Consider the following 15,960-nt stretch of genomic DNA (forward strand, 5'->3'; position numbering starts at 1 on the left):
CAGGGCCGATATAGCTCAGTTGGTAGAGCAGCGCATTCGTAATGCGAAGGTCGTAGGTTCGACTCCTATTATCGGCACCATCTCAAGTTCCTCAAACGTCCGTATTCATCCATAAATACACTGATTTATAACGACTTTATTGCTTTTTTGTCCATCACCGTCCGTAACCATCCAGTAGAATCCGACACTGAATGTGTATAGGATTGTGTATATGTTCCTGTTCGGTCTTGGATTCCTATCCACATGCCTTTAAACGATATGCAGATTCGCCGCGCTAAGCCTGAAACTAAAGCCTATACACTCGGAGATGGGCAAGGGTTGTCATTGCTAATTGAACCTAATGGAAGCAAGAGCTGGCGGTTCCGTTATCGTTTTGCCGGTAAGCCAAAAATGATCTCGCTGGGTGTGTATCCGACGATCACACTTGCAGATGTCAGTTCTCGTCGTGATGATGCCCGAAAACTTGTGGCAGAAGGAAAGAGCTGTGATCCTACCCGCGTAATATGGGCACAACCCTAAGCGAGGTTCTGGTTTTCAAATTGTTCCGGACTGAGACCGCCACAGGCACTGTGACGACGCCACCGATTGTAATCACACTCACTATAATTAAACACTGCTGTCCGCATTATTTCCCGGCTGACAAAGTCCTCTCCGTGGATACATTCCACCCTCAGCGTATGGAAGAAGCTTTCCGCACAGGCATTGTCGTAACAACAACCTCTGGCGCTCATACTTCCCCGCAGATTATGGCGTTTCAGTAAGCTCTGGTAATCCGTTGAACAGTACTGACCGCCTCTGTCTGTCTGCACGATGACATTTTCCGGACATTTACGCCGCCACAGCGCCATCTGTAACGCATCGCAGGCAAGCTGTGCTGTCATCCGCGAGGACATCGACCAGCCAATGACTGACCGCGACCACAGATCGATAACCACGGCCAGATAAAGCCAGCCTTCACCAGTGCGAAGATACGTGATGTTACCCACCCACTTCTGATTCGGGCCGCTGGCGTAAAAGTCCTGCTTCAGCAGATTCTCTGAGACTGGCAGACCATGTTTGCGGTAACTGACCGGACGGAACCGGCGCGAGGCTTTCGCCCGCAGCCCCTGCCGACGCAGGCTGGCCGCCACGGTTTTCACGTTGAACTGGTAACCCTGAGCACGAAGCTCATCCGTCAGGCGTGGCGCACCATAGCGTTGTTTTGCGTCACTGAATGCTTCCCGGACGACGTTATCACAGACAAGGCGGAACCGCTGACGCCGGTTTATCTGATGACGACGCTGATGCCAGACGTACCAGCCGCTACGGGCAACCTGATAATACACGGCACATGGCTTTGATATTGAACTCAGCCTGATGGTTTTCGATGAAGACATACTTCATTTCAGGCGCTTCGCGAAGTATGTCGCGGCCTTTTGGAGAATGGCCAGTTCCTCATCCCGTTCTGCCAGTTGACGTTTCAGACGGGCGATCTCAGCGGACATCTCCTGCTCGCGTTCAGAAGAAGAGAGCTGATTTTGCCGTTTGCTTCGCTAGTTGTAGAGCTGTGATTCATACAGGTTAAGTTCGCGGGCGGCAGCGGCCACCCCAATGCGTTCAGCCAGTTTCAGGGCTTCCTGACGAAATTCAGGCGTGTGCTGCTTGCGTGGCTTTTTGGTGGTTGATGCTGGTTTTGTCATGTGAGTCACTTCTTACTTGTGAGTTTACTCACTTAGTCGCGTGTCCACTATTGCTGGGTAAGATCAATGGCCTCGCTGACCGGTCATGACATGAACGCCGTGCATATTCAGGATCTTCTGGCGGTAGATACGTTTATTCCCCGCGAGGTGCAGGGGGGCATTGCCGGGGAATGTTCAATGGAGAACGCCGTTGGCATTGCGGCGATGGTGAAATCCGATCGCTTACAGATGCAGGCTATCGCCAGCGAGCTGAGTGCGCGGCTAAACACGCCCGTCGAAGTCGGTGGCGTGGAAGCCAACATGGCTGTGGCTGGCGCGTTAACGACGCCCGGATGCGCCGCTCCGCTGGCGATCCTCGATTTAGGCGCAGGATCCACCGATGCCGCCATTATCAATAACGATGGCGTAGTACAGCGTTGTCGCCGGGCAGGGTAATATCCGTGGTACTGAAGGCCCGCGCAATGCGGTGGCGACCGGGCTGGTTTTAGCCGGAGAAGCCAAAAAATAGCGCAGAAAATAGCCGCGAAAGCGTTTAGCTGCGGGGTAAGTCAAAGAAAGGCGATGTTCTCTTTGATATCCCGGCGGAGTTGGGTACATAGTATCAAGGTGTCTCTCACGTGGTTAATTTTAAGGATAAGAGCATGCCAACAGCAATTGAAAAAGCCTTGGATTTTATTGGTGGTATGAACACATCGGCGTCAGTACCCCATTCAATGGATGAAAGTACCGCTAAGGGAATTTTAAAGTATTTGCATGATTTAGGCGTGCCAGTAAGCCCGGAAGTTGTGGTGGCACGGGGTGAGCAGGAGGGATGGAATCCTGAGTTCACGAAAAAAGTGGCCGGATGGGCAGAAAAAGTCGCCTCCGGTAACCGCATCCTTATCAAAAACCCAGAGTATTTTTCGACCTATATGCAGGAGCAGCTCAAAGAACTCGTGTGAGCTGACTATCGAATAAAACGCTAACGGACGTTTCCATCTAAGGATGGCGGCGTCCAGAAGGGTTGCCAGTGACAGTTTTGGACTGCCGATTCATTTCTTTTCGTCAAATTAATGTCTATATATTTATTGAATAAATATATAGTTCATAACTTACTACGTTGCCATTACCGCGTCATTCTTAGATGATCTACATTTCATAAAACACTTGATTCCATTTCGTCTCTATTAAGAAAAATAAAATGTGAACGCTGTCAATTCTGTAAACGTAAAAGATAAATATTGTATACACGGATGTTTGTTGGCACACAGGCAGATGGCAATCAGGATCTTTTACGGAACATTGTGTATGAAAAATAATATTGAAGAGACAATAGGTAAGTACTTGCCTATTTTAATGATATTACCTCTGGCGGGTTTGGCAGAGTTAGCTTCTTTATATTCAATCCAGGCTTTATTACCAAAGTTAAGTGAGGTTTATAATATCCCATTGAATCAGGTAGGGATGATTTTGTCTGCTGAGGTAGGGTTTCTGGCATTAGCCATGTTATTTAGCGGCACGTTATCTGACCGTTTTGGGCGAAAGCCAATCATTTTTTATTCGTTGCTGGCAGGAGGTATTTTAACTCTATTGCGCGCAACTGCATCATCATGGCCGATGCTGGTGGTATACCGCGCTTTGCTCGGCATTGCAGTAAGTGGTATTACGGCGGCCGTTACAGTCTATATCAGTGAAGAAGTCTCTCCTGCTTTGGCAGGGATTGTTACTGGATATTTTATTTTTGGCAATTCGCTAGGAAGTATGTCTGGTCGTGTGTTTGCAACTTTGATGATGGAGCATGTATCTATAGATACGATTTTCTTTATCTTCGGTGGTGTTCTGATTGCTATGGCACTCGCGGTGAAGTTGTTTCTCCCGACATCCCGACAGTTTGTTCCTACACCTTCACTACAGCTTGGTGCAGTGTTGAAAGGCGGGTTGGAACATTTTAAGAATATCCGCGTATCATTATGTTTTGTCATTGGATTTATTCTTTTCGGCTCTTTTACGTCCATCTTTAATTTTCTGGCGTTTTACCTGCATCGACCGCCTTATGAGCTGAGCTACACCTGGATAGGTTTGATTCCAGTTAGCTTCTCATTAACTTTTTTTCTTGCGCCATATGCTGCCCGTGTCGCGTTGAATATTGGGTCGATGAATGCGCTCAGTATGCTGATCATCTGTATGATGGTCGGTGCATTTCTTACGCTAATCGCCCCTTCTCTGTGGGTTTTCATTTCAGGTATCGTTTTACTGTCAGTCGCATTTTTCTCTGCTCATTCCACCGTATTAGCCTGGGTCAGTTCACGGAGTCCAAACGCAAAAGGACAGGCGACATCGTTTTATCTACTTTGCTACTACTCTGGCGGTGCAGTAATGGGGTATTTAAACGGGTATCTTTTCTCCTGGCAGGGATGGAATGCTATTGCGGCATCATGTCTGATGATGCTGGGGATAGGATTATTTATCTGCCGGTTTATTTTCGCAAAATATGAGAAACAACCGCAAATCAAAAAACAGTCAGTTCAGGAGAGTTTCTGATTATAGACACGAAGTGTGTTTTTATACTTTCCATAATGGAATCATCATTTTTTCATTAATGTGTCACTATAGCTAAAAGCTTAAACTGTGAATATTTGGCTACCCGGATATTCGTTGCTCCAGGAATATATATGTCTGCTAAAACGCTGTATGAAAAATTAGTTGAGTCACATACCATTCGTGAACTTGATAACGAAGGACATGTTTTACTTTATATTGATCGTTCAATACTGAATGAATATACCAGCCCGCAGGCATTTAGCGGGTTAAGAGAACGCGGCCGCACCGTTCGGCACCCCGACACGTTTTTATTGAATATTGACCATGTTAATCCCACGCGGTCGCAACGGGATGACTTAATGACCGATCCGGGAGGACAGCTACAGGTTGATTACTTTCGGGAAAATGCCGCTGACTTTGGCATCACATTATTTGATGTGCTGGATCCGCGTCAGGGGATTGAACACGTGGTTGCTCATGAACAAGGGCTAGTGATGCCTGGCATGGTGATCGCCGCCGGGGATAGTCACACGACAACCTACGGTGCATTTGGCGCGCTGGGCTTTGGTATCGGGACGTCGGAAATTGAACATCTGCTGGCCACGCAGACGCTGGTTTACCGCAAGCTCAAAACCATGCGCGTAAGTGTTCAGGGAGAGCTACCTTTCGCCTGTTCCGCAAAAGATATTGTTCTTGAATTGCTTGAACGTATTGGCGCTGATGGCGCGACCGGATATGCCATTGAATTTGTGGGTGAGGCCATCAGCGCGTTGAGCGTTGAAGGACGAATGACGCTCTGCAACATGGCGGTAGAAGTGGGGGCGCGTGGTGCCATTATTGCGCCGGATAAAAAGGTTTTTGACTATATCTACGGTAAACCGCAAATGCCTGTAGGTGAACTCTGGCAGCAGGCATTGCTGGAATGGTCACAGTTGAGCAGCGATGCTGATGCGGTATTTGATAAGACGGTGGCGATCAACTGCCATGATCTTGAGCCTAAAGTCACCTGGGGAATCAGTCCGGATCAAACAGGTTCCATCACCGGACGTGTCCCTTTCCCGGAACAGGAAACCAATCCGCTTAAGCGCCTGGCGCTTGAGAAGGCCCTTCATTACATGGGATTAACGGCTGGCATGTTGCTGAAAGATATTCGTATCTCTCACGCTTTTATTGGTTCATGCACAAATGGTCGCATTGAGGATTTGCGTGCCGTTGCGAAGGTGCTTGAAGGGCGCAAAATCGCCAGCCATGTTCGCGGGATCATTGTGCCTGGTTCAACAATGGTAAGACGCCAGGCGGAAGAAGAAGGACTGGCGAAAATCTTTATTGCTGCCGGTTTTGAATGGCGGCAGTCGGGTTGCTCAATGTGCCTTGCGATGAATGAAGATGTGTTGTCGCCCGGCGATCGCTGTGCATCAGGTACGAACCGTAATTTCCCTGGACGACAGGGCGCTGGAGCAAGAACGCATTTGATGAGCCCGGCGATGGTTGCGGCGGCGGCGGTAGCGGGGCATCTGGTCGATGTTCGGTCATTACTTCAGGCAGGGGAATAAGATGGATACGTTTAAGCAAATCAGCGGGCGAATTGCGCCGATGCTGGAACCGAATATCGACACTGATGTGATTATGCCAAAACAGTTCCTGAAAGGGATCGATCGCCAGGGGCTGGATAAAGGGGTGTTTTTCGATCGTCGATTTATGGCTGGCGGCCAACCAAATCCTGATTTTATTCTGAACATGCCGGGCTGGCAGAGCGCGACATTCCTGCTGGTTGGCCCCAATTTTGGCTGTGGATCGAGTCGTGAACACGCCGTATGGGGATTAAAACAACTGGGAATACGGGGGCTGATAGGTAGCACATTTGCAGGCATTTTCGATGATAACTGCCAACGCAACGGGATCCTCACGGTCTCATTAGATGAACCTGCTTTGGCGCGCCTGGCGCAGCTTGCCGCGAGTGCTGATACCAATTCTATCACTGTTTCACTCGATCGCTGCGAAATTACGACGGCAGAGGAAACGATCTCCTTTGTGATCAGTGAACTCAAACGGGCGATGCTGGCCGCAGGCGAAGATGCGATAGCCTGGACATTGCAATACTTGCCGGAGATTGAAAATTTTGAGGTTGCGCATTATTCACGGCGGCCGTGGTTAAAACGCCCTGCATCTCCGCGTGGTTAAGGAAGAAGACTGCAATGAAACTGGTTCAATATCTTGTGAACGGTGGCAAACGCTACGGCATTATGCAGGAAACCGGAATAATTGATCTCTCGCAGCGGCTTGGCGACAAATATCCCACTTTGAAATCTCTACTGTGCGCTAATGCGCTGACGGATGCGGCGTTATGGTGTGATGAGCCGGCGGATTATTACTACCAGGAAGTCACTTTTCTGCCGGTGATTGACGATCCGCAGAAGATCATCTGTGTCGGAATGAATTACGCCGATAAGCGTATTGAGTTTAATGAAACCAACCCGGCCCCAACCCTTTTTGTCCGCTTTGCGGATTCTCAGACCGGGCATAATGGCCTGCTGCTGAAGCCTGAAAATACCAATGAGTTCGACTACGAAGGTGAATTAGCCGTAGTGATTGGGCGGCGATGCTCCCGGGTCAGCGCTGAGGATGCTTTAGATTATGTCGCCGGATACAGCTGCTATATGGATGGTTCAGTGAGGGACTGGCAGCATAGCTGGTTTACGGCTGGAAAAAACTGGCCTTCGACAGGATCATTCGGTCCGTGTCTGGTGACCACAGACGACATTCCCGATCCCCAGATGCTACGTTTACTGACACGACTAAACGGGCGGGAGGTGCAGAACGAATCTACGGCAAATATGATCCATCCTATCGCTTCACTCATTGCTTATATAAGCACCTTTACTCTGCTTTCCCCTGGCGACACGATCCTCACAGGGTCGCCTGGTGGAGTGGGCAAAAAACGCGTTCCACCGCTGTTTTTACACGATGGTGATGTTATTGAAGTTGAGATTGAACATATTGGAACCCTGCGCAATGTCGTCCGGGATAGCCGTTATTTAACATCATCTGTTAGCTGGCATGACGGGAGAAAGTGATGAGTACACTGATTGAATGCGGCGCCTCTCCGTTTATTCCGGGGTTTGCGCTCAAGGATGTTCGTCTGGAAAATGGTCTGACGGTAAGAGTGGCTATCGGAGGCAGTGGTTCACCTTTGGTACTGCTACATGGGCATCCGCAGAATCATACAACATGGCGGAAAGTCGCACCGACATTGGCGCAAAATCATACAGTCATTTTGCCGGATTTGCGTGGCTATGGCGACAGCGATAAACCAACGAGCGATCCGGCGCACCGTACCTATTCAAAGCGCACCATGGCGCAGGATATCGTCATGTTAATGGATGCGCTCGGCTTTTCCCGTTTTGCCTTCGTAGGGCATGATCGTGGCGGACGCGTAGGACACAGGCTCGCGCTGGATTATCCGGATCGTGTGACCTGTTGTACTTTTATCGACATTGCTCCAACCGCGACGATGTACGTCTTGACCGATAAATCCTTTGCTACGCGTTACTTTTGGTGGTTTTTCCTGATTCAACCGTTCCCGTTACCCGAAACGATGATTGCGCACGATCCGGCATTTTTTCTGCGTAAGCATATTTCTGGCCAGCTAAAAATAGAGGGCGCGACCTCGCAGGAAGCATTCAATGAATACCTGCGCTGTTACCAGAACCCTGAGATGATCCACGCGATCTGTGAGGACTACCGGGCTGCTGCGACGATTGATTTGGACGATGATGCCGCAGATACGTCGGCGCGTATCCGGTGTCCGTTACAGTTGCTGTGGGGAGGACTGGGAACGGTAGGGCAACTATATGATGTGGTTGGTACCTGGAAAGAAAATGCGCTAAACGTTCAGGGGGAAGCATTGCCTTGCGGACACTCCCCGCAGGAAGAGTGTCCTGAGTACTTTATCCAGAAACTTCAGTCCTTTTTACATTCAGTGTTATAACTCGGTCATCCTTTGCAACTTCGCACTGATGCTATGAAAACGACACCTGTAGGAAAAAAACATCGCCAGCCCCTTGAGGGCTGGCCTTCTGTTGAAGATCTTTTCGTTTTTGTCACCGTTGCTCGCAACGGTGGATTTGCCCGGGCAGCGCTGGAGCTGGGGTTATCTCCCTCCTATATCAGCAAACGTATCGCTATCCTTGAAAAATGTCTCAACGCCCGGCTTTTTTTTCGAAATAACAGAGTGATGCGTCTCACACCGGAAGGCGAAAATGCGCTGGGTGGGGCTATGCAGGTCGTCAGTGAAATGGATGGTTTTGTCAGTCGTTTGGATAATCAACGTGGTGTGTTGGCTGGTAATATCACCATCAACTGCTCATTTGGTTTTGGGCATAAATATGTCGCAGAGGCGCTGTCGTCATTTATGATCGCCTATCCTGATATTACGGTAAAACTCACGCTAACGGATCGTGAAGTGGATCTGGTGGAAGAGGGGATCGATATTGAAATTCGCGTTGGGGATGATATCAACGAATTGTATATCGCACGGCAGTTAGCCACTAATCGACGGATCCTGTGTGCTTCCCCTGAATACCTCGAACGCCACGGCAAGCCAGAGTCTGTTAGTGCGCTTGTGCAGCACGATTGCCTAATGATTCAGGAAAAAAACTCGGCATTTGGCAATTGGATATTAACGGACGGTAAGCAGCAGACGCATTGCCGACTAAACGGTTTTCATTCTTCCAACAGCGGCAGTGTGGTGCTTATTTGGGCCCTGAAAGGTCATGGCATTACATTGCGGTCGGAATGGGATGTTGCGCAGTATATTGAACGAGGTGAGCTGGTTCGCGTGTTGCCTCAGTGGTATCAGGAAGCGAATATCTGGGCTGTGTATACCCGGCGTTCATCAAGTTCTGATCGTATCAAAATCTGCATCGATTTCCTCACGGAGCATCTTGCACAATGCTTGCCAGGCGGTAAAGCACCGGGCGTACTGTGATCAGTCGGCGCTAACTGTCGTGGCGCCAGATGCTCTGACTTACGTTTACTGTTAGGTGTTCTTTTTGCCAGCACCCAGTAGCTTTTAGGGCGTTGCGTTGGTGGCGCGGTTTTGTTTCCGCTATCGTGGCGAAGTTATCTTTTATCCCACCACGCGGCCCAACCTCCACATAGATACCTCCATTATTACCGGATTTCTCACCTGGTTTTAACGTCATATTTTATCACCTGATTTTTGGGTGACGATTATCGGAGGTTGAGAATTCTATTGGTATCGGCTGGATGGCATTGTAAGTATCACACACTCACTCCATAACAATCAGATTGATTGAGCGACTACTTTAGCTCAATAGATATGTGTTCATCTTAAGCGTATTATCGCAGGTTGGCAATTAAAATCCTTTTAAAAAACAATACCATCCATCAATTCAATATGCTGATTTTTCGAGGTTTTCTCAAATTTAGTTCTGCTTATGTAATGCTACCTAACTGACTAAAAGTAATGCTCTTTTCACACAAAAGCCTTAACAGAGGAAACGCAATATTACGTGACTTAATGCCTCTGCTCATTCTCATTAGTTATACCAATGTAATGTTTTCTCACAGCAAAAGAGAAGCAGCTACCTGTGCAGCATTATAGGCGGAAAATCCATTGGGGGTATTACCAAAGATGAAATAGAAAATTAATATTATTAATTAAATGAATATGAAATAGGTATTGTTCCTGTTATCGTTACAACCTTTTCTTTCATAACAATCTTCTCATTTTCTTTCTCGCGTACTTGTTTAGCATGGTATAGATGTCTATGAGGACGTCAGTCCGCAAAGCATTCGTTCTGCATGGTATGTCTTTCGCTATTCTCAGGGGTGTGAAATGAAAGTTTTCTTTGACGGAGTCTATATAAAAATATGAAATTGATAATAATTCTCCTTCTCGCGCTATTCCCGTTATGTTCATCTGCCAGCAATCATTATGCCCTTGTTTTTGAAAATAACACGATACTGCTTGTTTTAAATCTTAAATGTTCCCCCTGTGATTTAAACTGCGCAAATATTCAATATCAGCTTTTCAATAAAGAGACGGAGTCTGTTATTTCAGGGGTTGCTAAGCCTGTGACAACGGGCATCGAAAATAATTTTCGTGGTTATATGATGCGTAATAATAATACGTTCTACACATTAATTGAATCAGATAATGAAAACGTATGGGATATGTCTGTTGAGGAGAAGGGAACTCAACAGAACAAAGATGCCGTGCAAAAAGTAAAATATCAGCTTAATGCTATTTTTGACAATGGTACATGCTGAATTCTGGCCTGTCTCAGGGATACGATCGTATCCCTGAATATTTCCCATCAAAACTCAGGAGTAAAATCACTCTCACTAATATATTTTTCCAGTATGGCGGTATATTGTCGCCAGTTCCCGGAGTCGTTGATTACTGCATAATTTATCGATGCTCCCGGCGTTGGCGAGCGTGTTAGCGGCACATCAAGTGCTGTTTTCGGCGCAACCATGATATCGCCGATACTTTTCTTGTTATCCATCGTTAACGTTAAACTCATATACCACGAGGTGGGGTTAACTATCCGTATAGTATTCTCTTTAGCAATAAAGCGTAATTTTTTCTCCTCCGCTTCCGTTGGCGCTTTTAATCCGGTCGGGCGAATTAAAATTTTTAGCCGCAAACGAAGCGGTAATACCAGTTTTCGCGGGTGGTTTTTAATGTCCTGGGTGACTGGCGGTATCTGATAAATGTTTAGCCAGAAGAGACTCTCCCGGTCCGTTGCCAGCTGCTGGCGGGAACTCAGGAGCAGGCGAAGCGTTCTCAGTTCTCCTGGCTGCATTTTAAATACCGGCGGCAGCGCCACCAGCGGCGTTTTGCTGTTATCCGGAGAGGCGTCAATGTTTCCGGCGTCGGTCCATACCTGTAACAGCATCGGCGTTGTATTATCGTTGGATAATGTCAACGATTGAGCGACATCATCTGAAGCAAAAATAATTCGGGTTCTGTCAATATTAACGGCGGCTTGTGCCGGGCCATACCATCCCGTCAACCCAAGTAGCGTTAATATGACTTTACTGAAAACTAACCACTGCCTGTAATTGCGCATTCACGCTTCCTGCCGTTACTGTTTGTCCGCCGATCGCCTCAAGCGAGGCAGTAAAATCACCGCTGTAGGTTTCTACTGAACCGGATGATACCCGTGTGGTTAAATCTTTATAGCCATACCAGCCTCGGGCGTTGCCAGTGCCTGTCTTGATCCGATCGGGTAACAGGTTAATCGGCGTACCGGCATCGTTATAGATGCGGATACCCACTCCGGAAGCTACGCCAGGTTCGCCATAATGGGTGTCCAGTAGCCACGACAGACCGCCTGCGGATGTGGTTAGCCCCAGGCGACGCGCCGCCGCCACAGCGGTGGGTTGATTAACGACAAACCCCATTGCGACATTAGCGGCGCTGGTGGACGGGAGGGCACTGGACACGGCGCCGGACTCACATTCCAGGCTGACGTGGAAAGGCGCCTGACTATTGCCTCCGGCGGCTAATATGCCGACGGCGACAGGGGGAATTTTCACGATCGCAGGATAATCTGTGATTTTACATAACGCGCCGCGAACATAGGTGACGCTATTATATGTACTCCATGCCCCGGGCCAATAGCTGGGCCAGCCATAATAATCGCTGGCATGATCCAGTCCCGCTTTGATCCGCTCGGTAATCAAGCCTGGGCCTTTAAACGCGATATAACCCCGAGGCTGCGTCCAGGTATCTCGGTCCATTGGATTCTGGTAGGCAAAATATTTTCTTGAGTCAATTTTAAACATCTCATATAACACGTTGCTAAACGCGCTGGCAGGAATATAAATATATTTGTCATCCTGAAACCAACTGTCTGCGGTAAGTTGGCGTTCTTTCCAGAAGCGGCTGTAATATTCGCCGGTACTGAGGTTTGTCATACGGACAGCAACATTACGCTCCACATCATAATAAGCGCCTTCTACTTCGGGAGTAAAAAATGCCCCCGCAAAAGCGCTATCGCCATTTGTCGAATACATCTCATAGAGCTTCCCGGCATCGGCGGTATCGCAGCGGTAAAGTACCTGTTTACTGGAATAGGGCGTTCCGGTGGCGGCCGTCAGGAAGTTACCGATCCCACTGGCCAATAGTGTGCCGGAGGGTTGAAATGTTTCACTATTACTGACGCTAATCACCGTTGGCAAACCGATATTACCGGTATTCGTGTCAGTTGCGCCGATCCAGTTTTGCGCCGTGTAGCCCGCTTTTATCGCCGCGTCAGAGAGCGCGCTCTTATCGGTGACTTTGATACATGACGACCATGTTCCGGCGCTGACAAACAGACTGGTGATAAACAAGAGCGTTCGGAAACTAAAAAGCATTGTGCTATTCCTTCTCGCAGATTTTGTTCAGATAGAGAAACGGTTCTTTGGTGTGAAGATCGAGTTGGTAGGCAACCCGGCAATGCTGGTTTGCCCCTGTTCCCCAGCGCACCAGTAGAGAACCCGACGGATGGGCGATACGGGCATAAATCTGCCCACTCTGGCCGACCATGCCGATGTTTGTGCCTTCACCGTTGAAAACATCAGCGCCCATTGGCGGTATGCCGCCATCCGGCATCTTCACGGAGATCAGCACCGCTTTGCCGCTGATAGTGGCGAAATTGACACGCGCGATGGCGCCGGCATAGGGCACAATCTGCTGACTTCCTCCCGTCAGTTCGGCATCGCTGCGCATCTTACGGGTATCGAGCGTAACGTTATTGACGCGGTAAGGAGATAACGAAGGCAGAATGGCGTAACCAAAGCGATCAACCACAGCGCCCTGGCCATTTTGTACGATCGCGCCCTGCGCGCCATCGGCATGAATAAGCGCAAAGGTATCGCTGGTATAGGGGCCAGCCGTCAGACCGCCAGGGTGAAGAACCAGGGTGCCGGACGCGCCCAGCCCTTCCTGACGATAGTTATCACCCTGGTCATAGTTGGCGCGAAGTGCGCCAAACCGGGTGTTTTGTTGTAGATTACCGCCAAATGTCGTTGGCGCGCTGCTATCGCTATTACTATTGCGATAACGCTCGTAGCCGCCATAAACCGACCATGACAGGTCGCTGTTTTCACCGCTACTGCCGGTCATGGATACGGTTGAGGAACGGCTTTGACTGGACTGGTTATAATTCATGGCGACAGACGTTCTGTTTTCGCCCCAATCCAGCGGTATAGAGACATTAAACGACATTGTGGTTTCGGTATATTTTTGTCGGCTACTCACGTCCAGTGGTTCGTTAACGCCGTGATAAAAGCGATCGTAATCCCAGGTGGTGCGCTGTCGTGCGATATTCACCCCGTAGCTTATATTCCGCCACTGGTTGCTATACCCCATTTGTAGCTGTGTTATACGCGATTGGTTATTGTAGTAGTCTGCGGTGCTGGCGCTGAGGTTAAGCGTGCCAAGCCGTCCTAACGGCTGGCTTACCGTCGCGGACAGGCGATTGCGCTGATGCAGCGTGTCGGAGTAGTAATCAATCCCCGTTTTTGCTTCCCGGCGTACGCCGAGCACGTCCTGAAGATCGCGAAAGCCGTTGGTTGAATAACGATAAGCCGCCAGTACCAGGTTAGTGCCGGTGGTAAACGTTTTGCTGTAACTGAGTTCCGCGCGCCAGCCTTGCTGGCGATCGTTATGCTCTGCGCGCGCATTCGACCAGGTGGCGTTAAGGCCGAACGCGCCCATACCGGTGGCCCAGACGCCGCCCGCCAGCCATGCCTGGTAACGCTGCGCAATTCGTGAACCGAGGTTGAGGGTAATGGTGTTATTAACGCCGTGCTGGAACGTTCCCTCAAAGAAACGATTTTCAATATCGTAGTACTGACGAACCCTGCCGAAGGCCAGCGAATAGTGCCAGTTACCGGGGCGAACCGAATCCGGCACGGAAGAATAAGGCACGGTGAAACGTGAGGTTTTACCGCTGGCCTCGATAACCTCTACCTCCAGATCGCCTTGATAACGGGTGTTGTACAGATCGTCAATATAAAATGGGCCCGGCGGAACGTTGGTTTCATAAATCACTTTCCCCAGTTGTTTTACTACCACGTGCGCGCTACTGGCCGCTACGCCCCGAACTTCCGGCGCATAACCGCGTTTGCCCTGCGGGCGCATCCGCTCGTCGGTGACTAGTTTAGCTCCGTTAAAAGACAGACTGCCGAATAAGCTGGAGTCCGTATAGCTATCGCCCAGAGACAGGATACTGTTAATAGACGCGACAGGTCTTTGCACCCAGGTTCGAACGCTATTATAGCGCCAGGCGCTTCCGCTCTGGTTGCTATTGGCATAGCGCAGATTACTTTGATGACGGACCTGCCAAAGTCCGAGGTTAACGCCCATGTTTAAACCGCTCCATAAGTATTGGTAGCGATAATGGCTGTCGGTATTTTCGGTGTGGGTCCAGTTTGTGTTATGGCGTAAAAACAGCGCCAGCGCGCCGCTATCCCACTCTGAAGGGGAGATATAACCGCGCGGTTTGTGCGTAAGTTCGGTCATTGGAATCGTCAGCAACAGGCGAAGCGTGGCGCTATCAAATTGCCAGCCGGCATGAGGCACCCACTCCCTGAGCGGGCGACACTCGGTCGCAGCGTCGGTCGCGGGGAGTGATTTTATCTGTGCTGCTTTCATCACCGATAAGGGCAGGCAGGGTTCAGTCTGTTGACCCTCTTTTACAGCATTAAATCGAATATTAGTGCTCGAGGTTACCAGCGTGCCATTAACGTAAACGTCGGCAAGATAGTCTCCGGAAGGCGTTTGCTGTTCATTAAAACGGGCAATATTTTGTCCGTAAGTGGCCCCCTGAAGTAGCGCAGGATCAAAATAATACTCTTCACCTTGCGCGGAGCCTGAGCAAACTATGGCGATCAATAGCGCAAGGCTTTTGCGGTTCAAATTAATGGTGGGGGACATCGTAGCTCTCGCTTATCCTTGCGCCCAGGTCGTTAACCAAAGTAACGGTGACTGTACCGGAGAAGGATTTGAGTGACCGCTTGCCCGGCAGCCACCAGGTTTGACTGGAGAAAGGGGCAATCATGTCAGCATCCAGGTTATACGAAGCGCCGTTCACTTTTACATTCAGATTACTTAAAGAGGCAAACCAGGGCTGCGGATTAACAATAACAATACCGCTTTTTCCGGAACCCTTATTTACCGTTTTAATCTGTAGTTTTTTCGCCAGATTATCAGGTTTGCCTAGCCCGTCAGGACGATAGAAAAGTTTTATTCTTGAACGCAACATCACCAACATTTTATTTTGTCCGCTGTCGCTGCCAATATTCGTTGGTGGTACCTGTAATACGTTAAACCAGAATACTGACTCACGATCCTGCGGCAATTTTTTCGTGTTGTTATAAATTACGCGTACCACCTGGCCTGCTTTGGGTTGAATACGAAATACCGGCGGCGTGGCAATGAACGGCATCGCGCTGCTATTTTCCGGGCTGGTATTCATATCGCCATCGTCAAACCAGGTTTGTACGATATAAGGTATTGCATCATTATTTTTTAACTGCACATCTACGGAGGAGGCTGTTGATGGGTAAATTATTCGGCTACCCAAAATAGTAACGCTCGCCCACGATGCTGTGGCGGGTAGGGCCAGCAATAGAAAAACTATTAAGTAATATAATGCGGAATGTCGGGTATCCATTTTCATCTCAACAACTCCCTGGCGATTGAAAATGGTCTGGCGTTTCAACGCCAGACCGTAGCGAC

At 49.1% G+C, this 15,960-nt stretch carries 15 protein-coding genes, 1 tRNA gene and 3 pseudogenes; 12 read left to right on the forward strand and 7 right to left on the reverse strand.

The window, feature by feature from the left end; translation table 11 throughout:
• The first annotated feature begins 4 nt into the window (after nucleotides 1–4).
• Both NA986_RS10710 and NA986_RS10715 read left to right on the forward strand, forming a co-directional pair.
• Nucleotides 5–80 (forward strand) — tRNA-Thr (locus NA986_RS10710).
• 163 nt (nucleotides 81–243) lie between these two features.
• Nucleotides 244–498 (forward strand): annotated as a pseudogene (locus NA986_RS10715) (Arm DNA-binding domain-containing protein); the annotation flags it as partial.
• Nucleotides 499–515: 17 nt separating this feature from the next.
• Here NA986_RS10715 and NA986_RS10720 read toward each other — a convergent pair.
• Nucleotides 516–1,376, reverse strand: coding sequence for an IS3 family transposase (locus NA986_RS10720; protein WP_254895321.1), 861 nt, complete (start codon nucleotides 1,374–1,376; stop codon nucleotides 516–518).
• A gap of 156 nt (nucleotides 1,377–1,532) precedes the next feature.
• Nucleotides 1,533–1,679 (reverse strand): hypothetical protein, encoded by a 147-nt coding sequence (locus tag NA986_RS10725; RefSeq protein ID WP_023258355.1) that lies wholly within the window; start codon nucleotides 1,677–1,679, stop codon nucleotides 1,533–1,535.
• Nucleotides 1,680–1,745: 66 nt separating this feature from the next.
• On the opposite strand from NA986_RS10725, the pseudogene NA986_RS10730 reads away from it, so the two are divergent.
• From NA986_RS10730 to NA986_RS10770, 9 genes and pseudogenes are all read left to right on the forward strand, one after another.
• Nucleotides 1,746–2,111: pseudogene (locus NA986_RS10730) on the forward strand (diol dehydratase reactivase ATPase-like domain-containing protein); the annotation flags it as partial.
• A gap of 4 nt (nucleotides 2,112–2,115) precedes the next feature.
• Nucleotides 2,116–2,187 (forward strand): hypothetical protein, encoded by a 72-nt coding sequence (locus tag NA986_RS10735; protein WP_071604630.1) that lies wholly within the window; start codon nucleotides 2,116–2,118, stop codon nucleotides 2,185–2,187.
• A 109-nt stretch (nucleotides 2,188–2,296) separates the two neighbouring features.
• Nucleotides 2,297–2,620: a DUF1889 family protein gene (locus NA986_RS10740; protein ID WP_001539227.1), complete on the forward strand. Its 324-nt coding sequence runs from the start codon at nucleotides 2,297–2,299 to the stop codon at nucleotides 2,618–2,620.
• Nucleotides 2,621–2,960: 340 nt separating this feature from the next.
• A complete protein-coding gene (locus NA986_RS10745; RefSeq protein WP_077957195.1) occupies nucleotides 2,961–4,199 on the forward strand; it encodes an MFS transporter in 1,239 nt (412 codons plus the stop codon).
• Nucleotides 4,200–4,330: 131 nt separating this feature from the next.
• Nucleotides 4,331–5,752 carry a 3-isopropylmalate dehydratase large subunit gene (gene leuC / locus NA986_RS10750; RefSeq protein ID WP_001274857.1) on the forward strand — a complete coding sequence of 474 codons (1,422 nt, stop codon included), beginning with the start codon at nucleotides 4,331–4,333 and terminating at the stop codon, nucleotides 5,750–5,752.
• Between the two features lies 1 nt (nucleotide 5,753).
• Nucleotides 5,754–6,380: a 3-isopropylmalate dehydratase small subunit gene (gene leuD / locus NA986_RS10755; RefSeq protein ID WP_000379342.1), complete on the forward strand. Its 627-nt coding sequence runs from the start codon at nucleotides 5,754–5,756 to the stop codon at nucleotides 6,378–6,380.
• A 14-nt stretch (nucleotides 6,381–6,394) separates the two neighbouring features.
• Entirely contained in the window at nucleotides 6,395–7,273 is an 879-nt protein-coding gene (locus NA986_RS10760; RefSeq protein ID WP_000780210.1) for a fumarylacetoacetate hydrolase family protein, read from the forward strand.
• Nucleotides 7,273–8,187 carry an alpha/beta fold hydrolase gene (locus tag NA986_RS10765; RefSeq protein ID WP_198910086.1) on the forward strand — a complete coding sequence of 305 codons (915 nt, stop codon included), beginning with the start codon at nucleotides 7,273–7,275 and terminating at the stop codon, nucleotides 8,185–8,187. The genes NA986_RS10760 and NA986_RS10765 overlap by 1 nt, the downstream gene beginning before the upstream one ends.
• 33 nt (nucleotides 8,188–8,220) lie before the next feature.
• On the forward strand, nucleotides 8,221–9,186 hold the full coding sequence (locus NA986_RS10770; RefSeq protein ID WP_000859023.1) for a LysR family transcriptional regulator: 966 nt from the start codon (nucleotides 8,221–8,223) through the stop codon (nucleotides 9,184–9,186).
• Here the strand turns inward: NA986_RS10770 and NA986_RS10775 are convergent.
• Nucleotides 9,131–9,403: pseudogene (locus NA986_RS10775) on the reverse strand (cytoplasmic protein). The gene NA986_RS10770 and the pseudogene NA986_RS10775 sit on opposite strands and share 56 nt — an antisense overlap.
• A gap of 691 nt (nucleotides 9,404–10,094) precedes the next feature.
• On the opposite strand from NA986_RS10775, the gene NA986_RS10780 reads away from it, so the two are divergent.
• The gene (locus tag NA986_RS10780) at nucleotides 10,095–10,493 is read left to right on the forward strand and encodes a hypothetical protein (protein ID WP_000766844.1); all 399 of its coding nucleotides are present in this window, start codon (nucleotides 10,095–10,097) and stop codon (nucleotides 10,491–10,493) included.
• Nucleotides 10,494–10,540: 47 nt separating this feature from the next.
• On the opposite strand, the gene stbE is transcribed toward NA986_RS10780, so the two are convergent.
• From stbE to stbB, 4 genes are read right to left on the reverse strand one after another with little or no spacing between them, the layout of a single operon-like run.
• Nucleotides 10,541–11,299 carry a fimbrial biogenesis chaperone StbE gene (gene stbE / locus NA986_RS10785; RefSeq protein ID WP_023137643.1) on the reverse strand — a complete coding sequence of 253 codons (759 nt, stop codon included), beginning with the start codon at nucleotides 11,297–11,299 and terminating at the stop codon, nucleotides 10,541–10,543.
• Nucleotides 11,265–12,590 (reverse strand): fimbrial usher protein StbD, encoded by a 1,326-nt coding sequence (gene stbD, locus NA986_RS10790; protein WP_000899100.1) that lies wholly within the window; start codon nucleotides 12,588–12,590, stop codon nucleotides 11,265–11,267. Before stbD ends, stbE begins: the two co-directional genes overlap by 35 nt.
• Nucleotides 12,591–12,594: 4 nt before the next feature.
• Complete coding sequence (locus tag NA986_RS10795) at nucleotides 12,595–15,156, reverse strand: fimbrial outer membrane usher protein (RefSeq protein WP_023217000.1); 2,562 nt, start codon at nucleotides 15,154–15,156, stop codon at nucleotides 12,595–12,597.
• Nucleotides 15,140–15,901: a fimbrial biogenesis chaperone StbB gene (gene stbB / locus NA986_RS10800; protein ID WP_000781492.1), complete on the reverse strand. Its 762-nt coding sequence runs from the start codon at nucleotides 15,899–15,901 to the stop codon at nucleotides 15,140–15,142. Before stbB ends, NA986_RS10795 begins: the two co-directional genes overlap by 17 nt.
• Between the last annotated feature and the right edge of the window lie 59 nt (nucleotides 15,902–15,960).

Source organism: Salmonella sp. NW177 (assembly GCF_051811585.1).
In the GTDB taxonomy this organism is placed as follows: Bacteria; Pseudomonadota; Gammaproteobacteria; order Enterobacterales; family Enterobacteriaceae; genus Salmonella; species Salmonella enterica.

What these genes read in the sequence shown, in the direction of transcription:
- NA986_RS10720 (WP_254895321.1), bottom strand. Translation starts at nt 1,376, where the DNA reads ATGTCTTCATCGAAAACCATCAGGCTGAGTTCAATATCAAAGCCATGT.
- NA986_RS10725 (WP_023258355.1), bottom strand. Translation starts at nt 1,679, where the DNA reads ATGACAAAACCAGCATCAACCACCAAAAAGCCACGCAAGCAGCACACG.
- leuC (WP_001274857.1), top strand. Translation starts at nt 4,331, where the DNA reads ATGTCTGCTAAAACGCTGTATGAAAAATTAGTTGAGTCACATACCATT.
- leuD (WP_000379342.1), top strand. Translation starts at nt 5,754, where the DNA reads ATGGATACGTTTAAGCAAATCAGCGGGCGAATTGCGCCGATGCTGGAA.
- NA986_RS10760 (WP_000780210.1), top strand. Translation starts at nt 6,395, where the DNA reads ATGAAACTGGTTCAATATCTTGTGAACGGTGGCAAACGCTACGGCATT.
- NA986_RS10765 (WP_198910086.1), top strand. Translation starts at nt 7,273, where the DNA reads ATGAGTACACTGATTGAATGCGGCGCCTCTCCGTTTATTCCGGGGTTT.
- NA986_RS10770 (WP_000859023.1), top strand. Translation starts at nt 8,221, where the DNA reads ATGAAAACGACACCTGTAGGAAAAAAACATCGCCAGCCCCTTGAGGGC.
- NA986_RS10780 (WP_000766844.1), top strand. Translation starts at nt 10,095, where the DNA reads ATGAAATTGATAATAATTCTCCTTCTCGCGCTATTCCCGTTATGTTCA.
- stbE (WP_023137643.1), bottom strand. Translation starts at nt 11,299, where the DNA reads ATGCGCAATTACAGGCAGTGGTTAGTTTTCAGTAAAGTCATATTAACG.
- stbD (WP_000899100.1), bottom strand. Translation starts at nt 12,590, where the DNA reads ATGCTTTTTAGTTTCCGAACGCTCTTGTTTATCACCAGTCTGTTTGTC.
- NA986_RS10795 (WP_023217000.1), bottom strand. Translation starts at nt 15,156, where the DNA reads ATGTCCCCCACCATTAATTTGAACCGCAAAAGCCTTGCGCTATTGATC.
- stbB (WP_000781492.1), bottom strand. Translation starts at nt 15,901, where the DNA reads ATGAAAATGGATACCCGACATTCCGCATTATATTACTTAATAGTTTTT.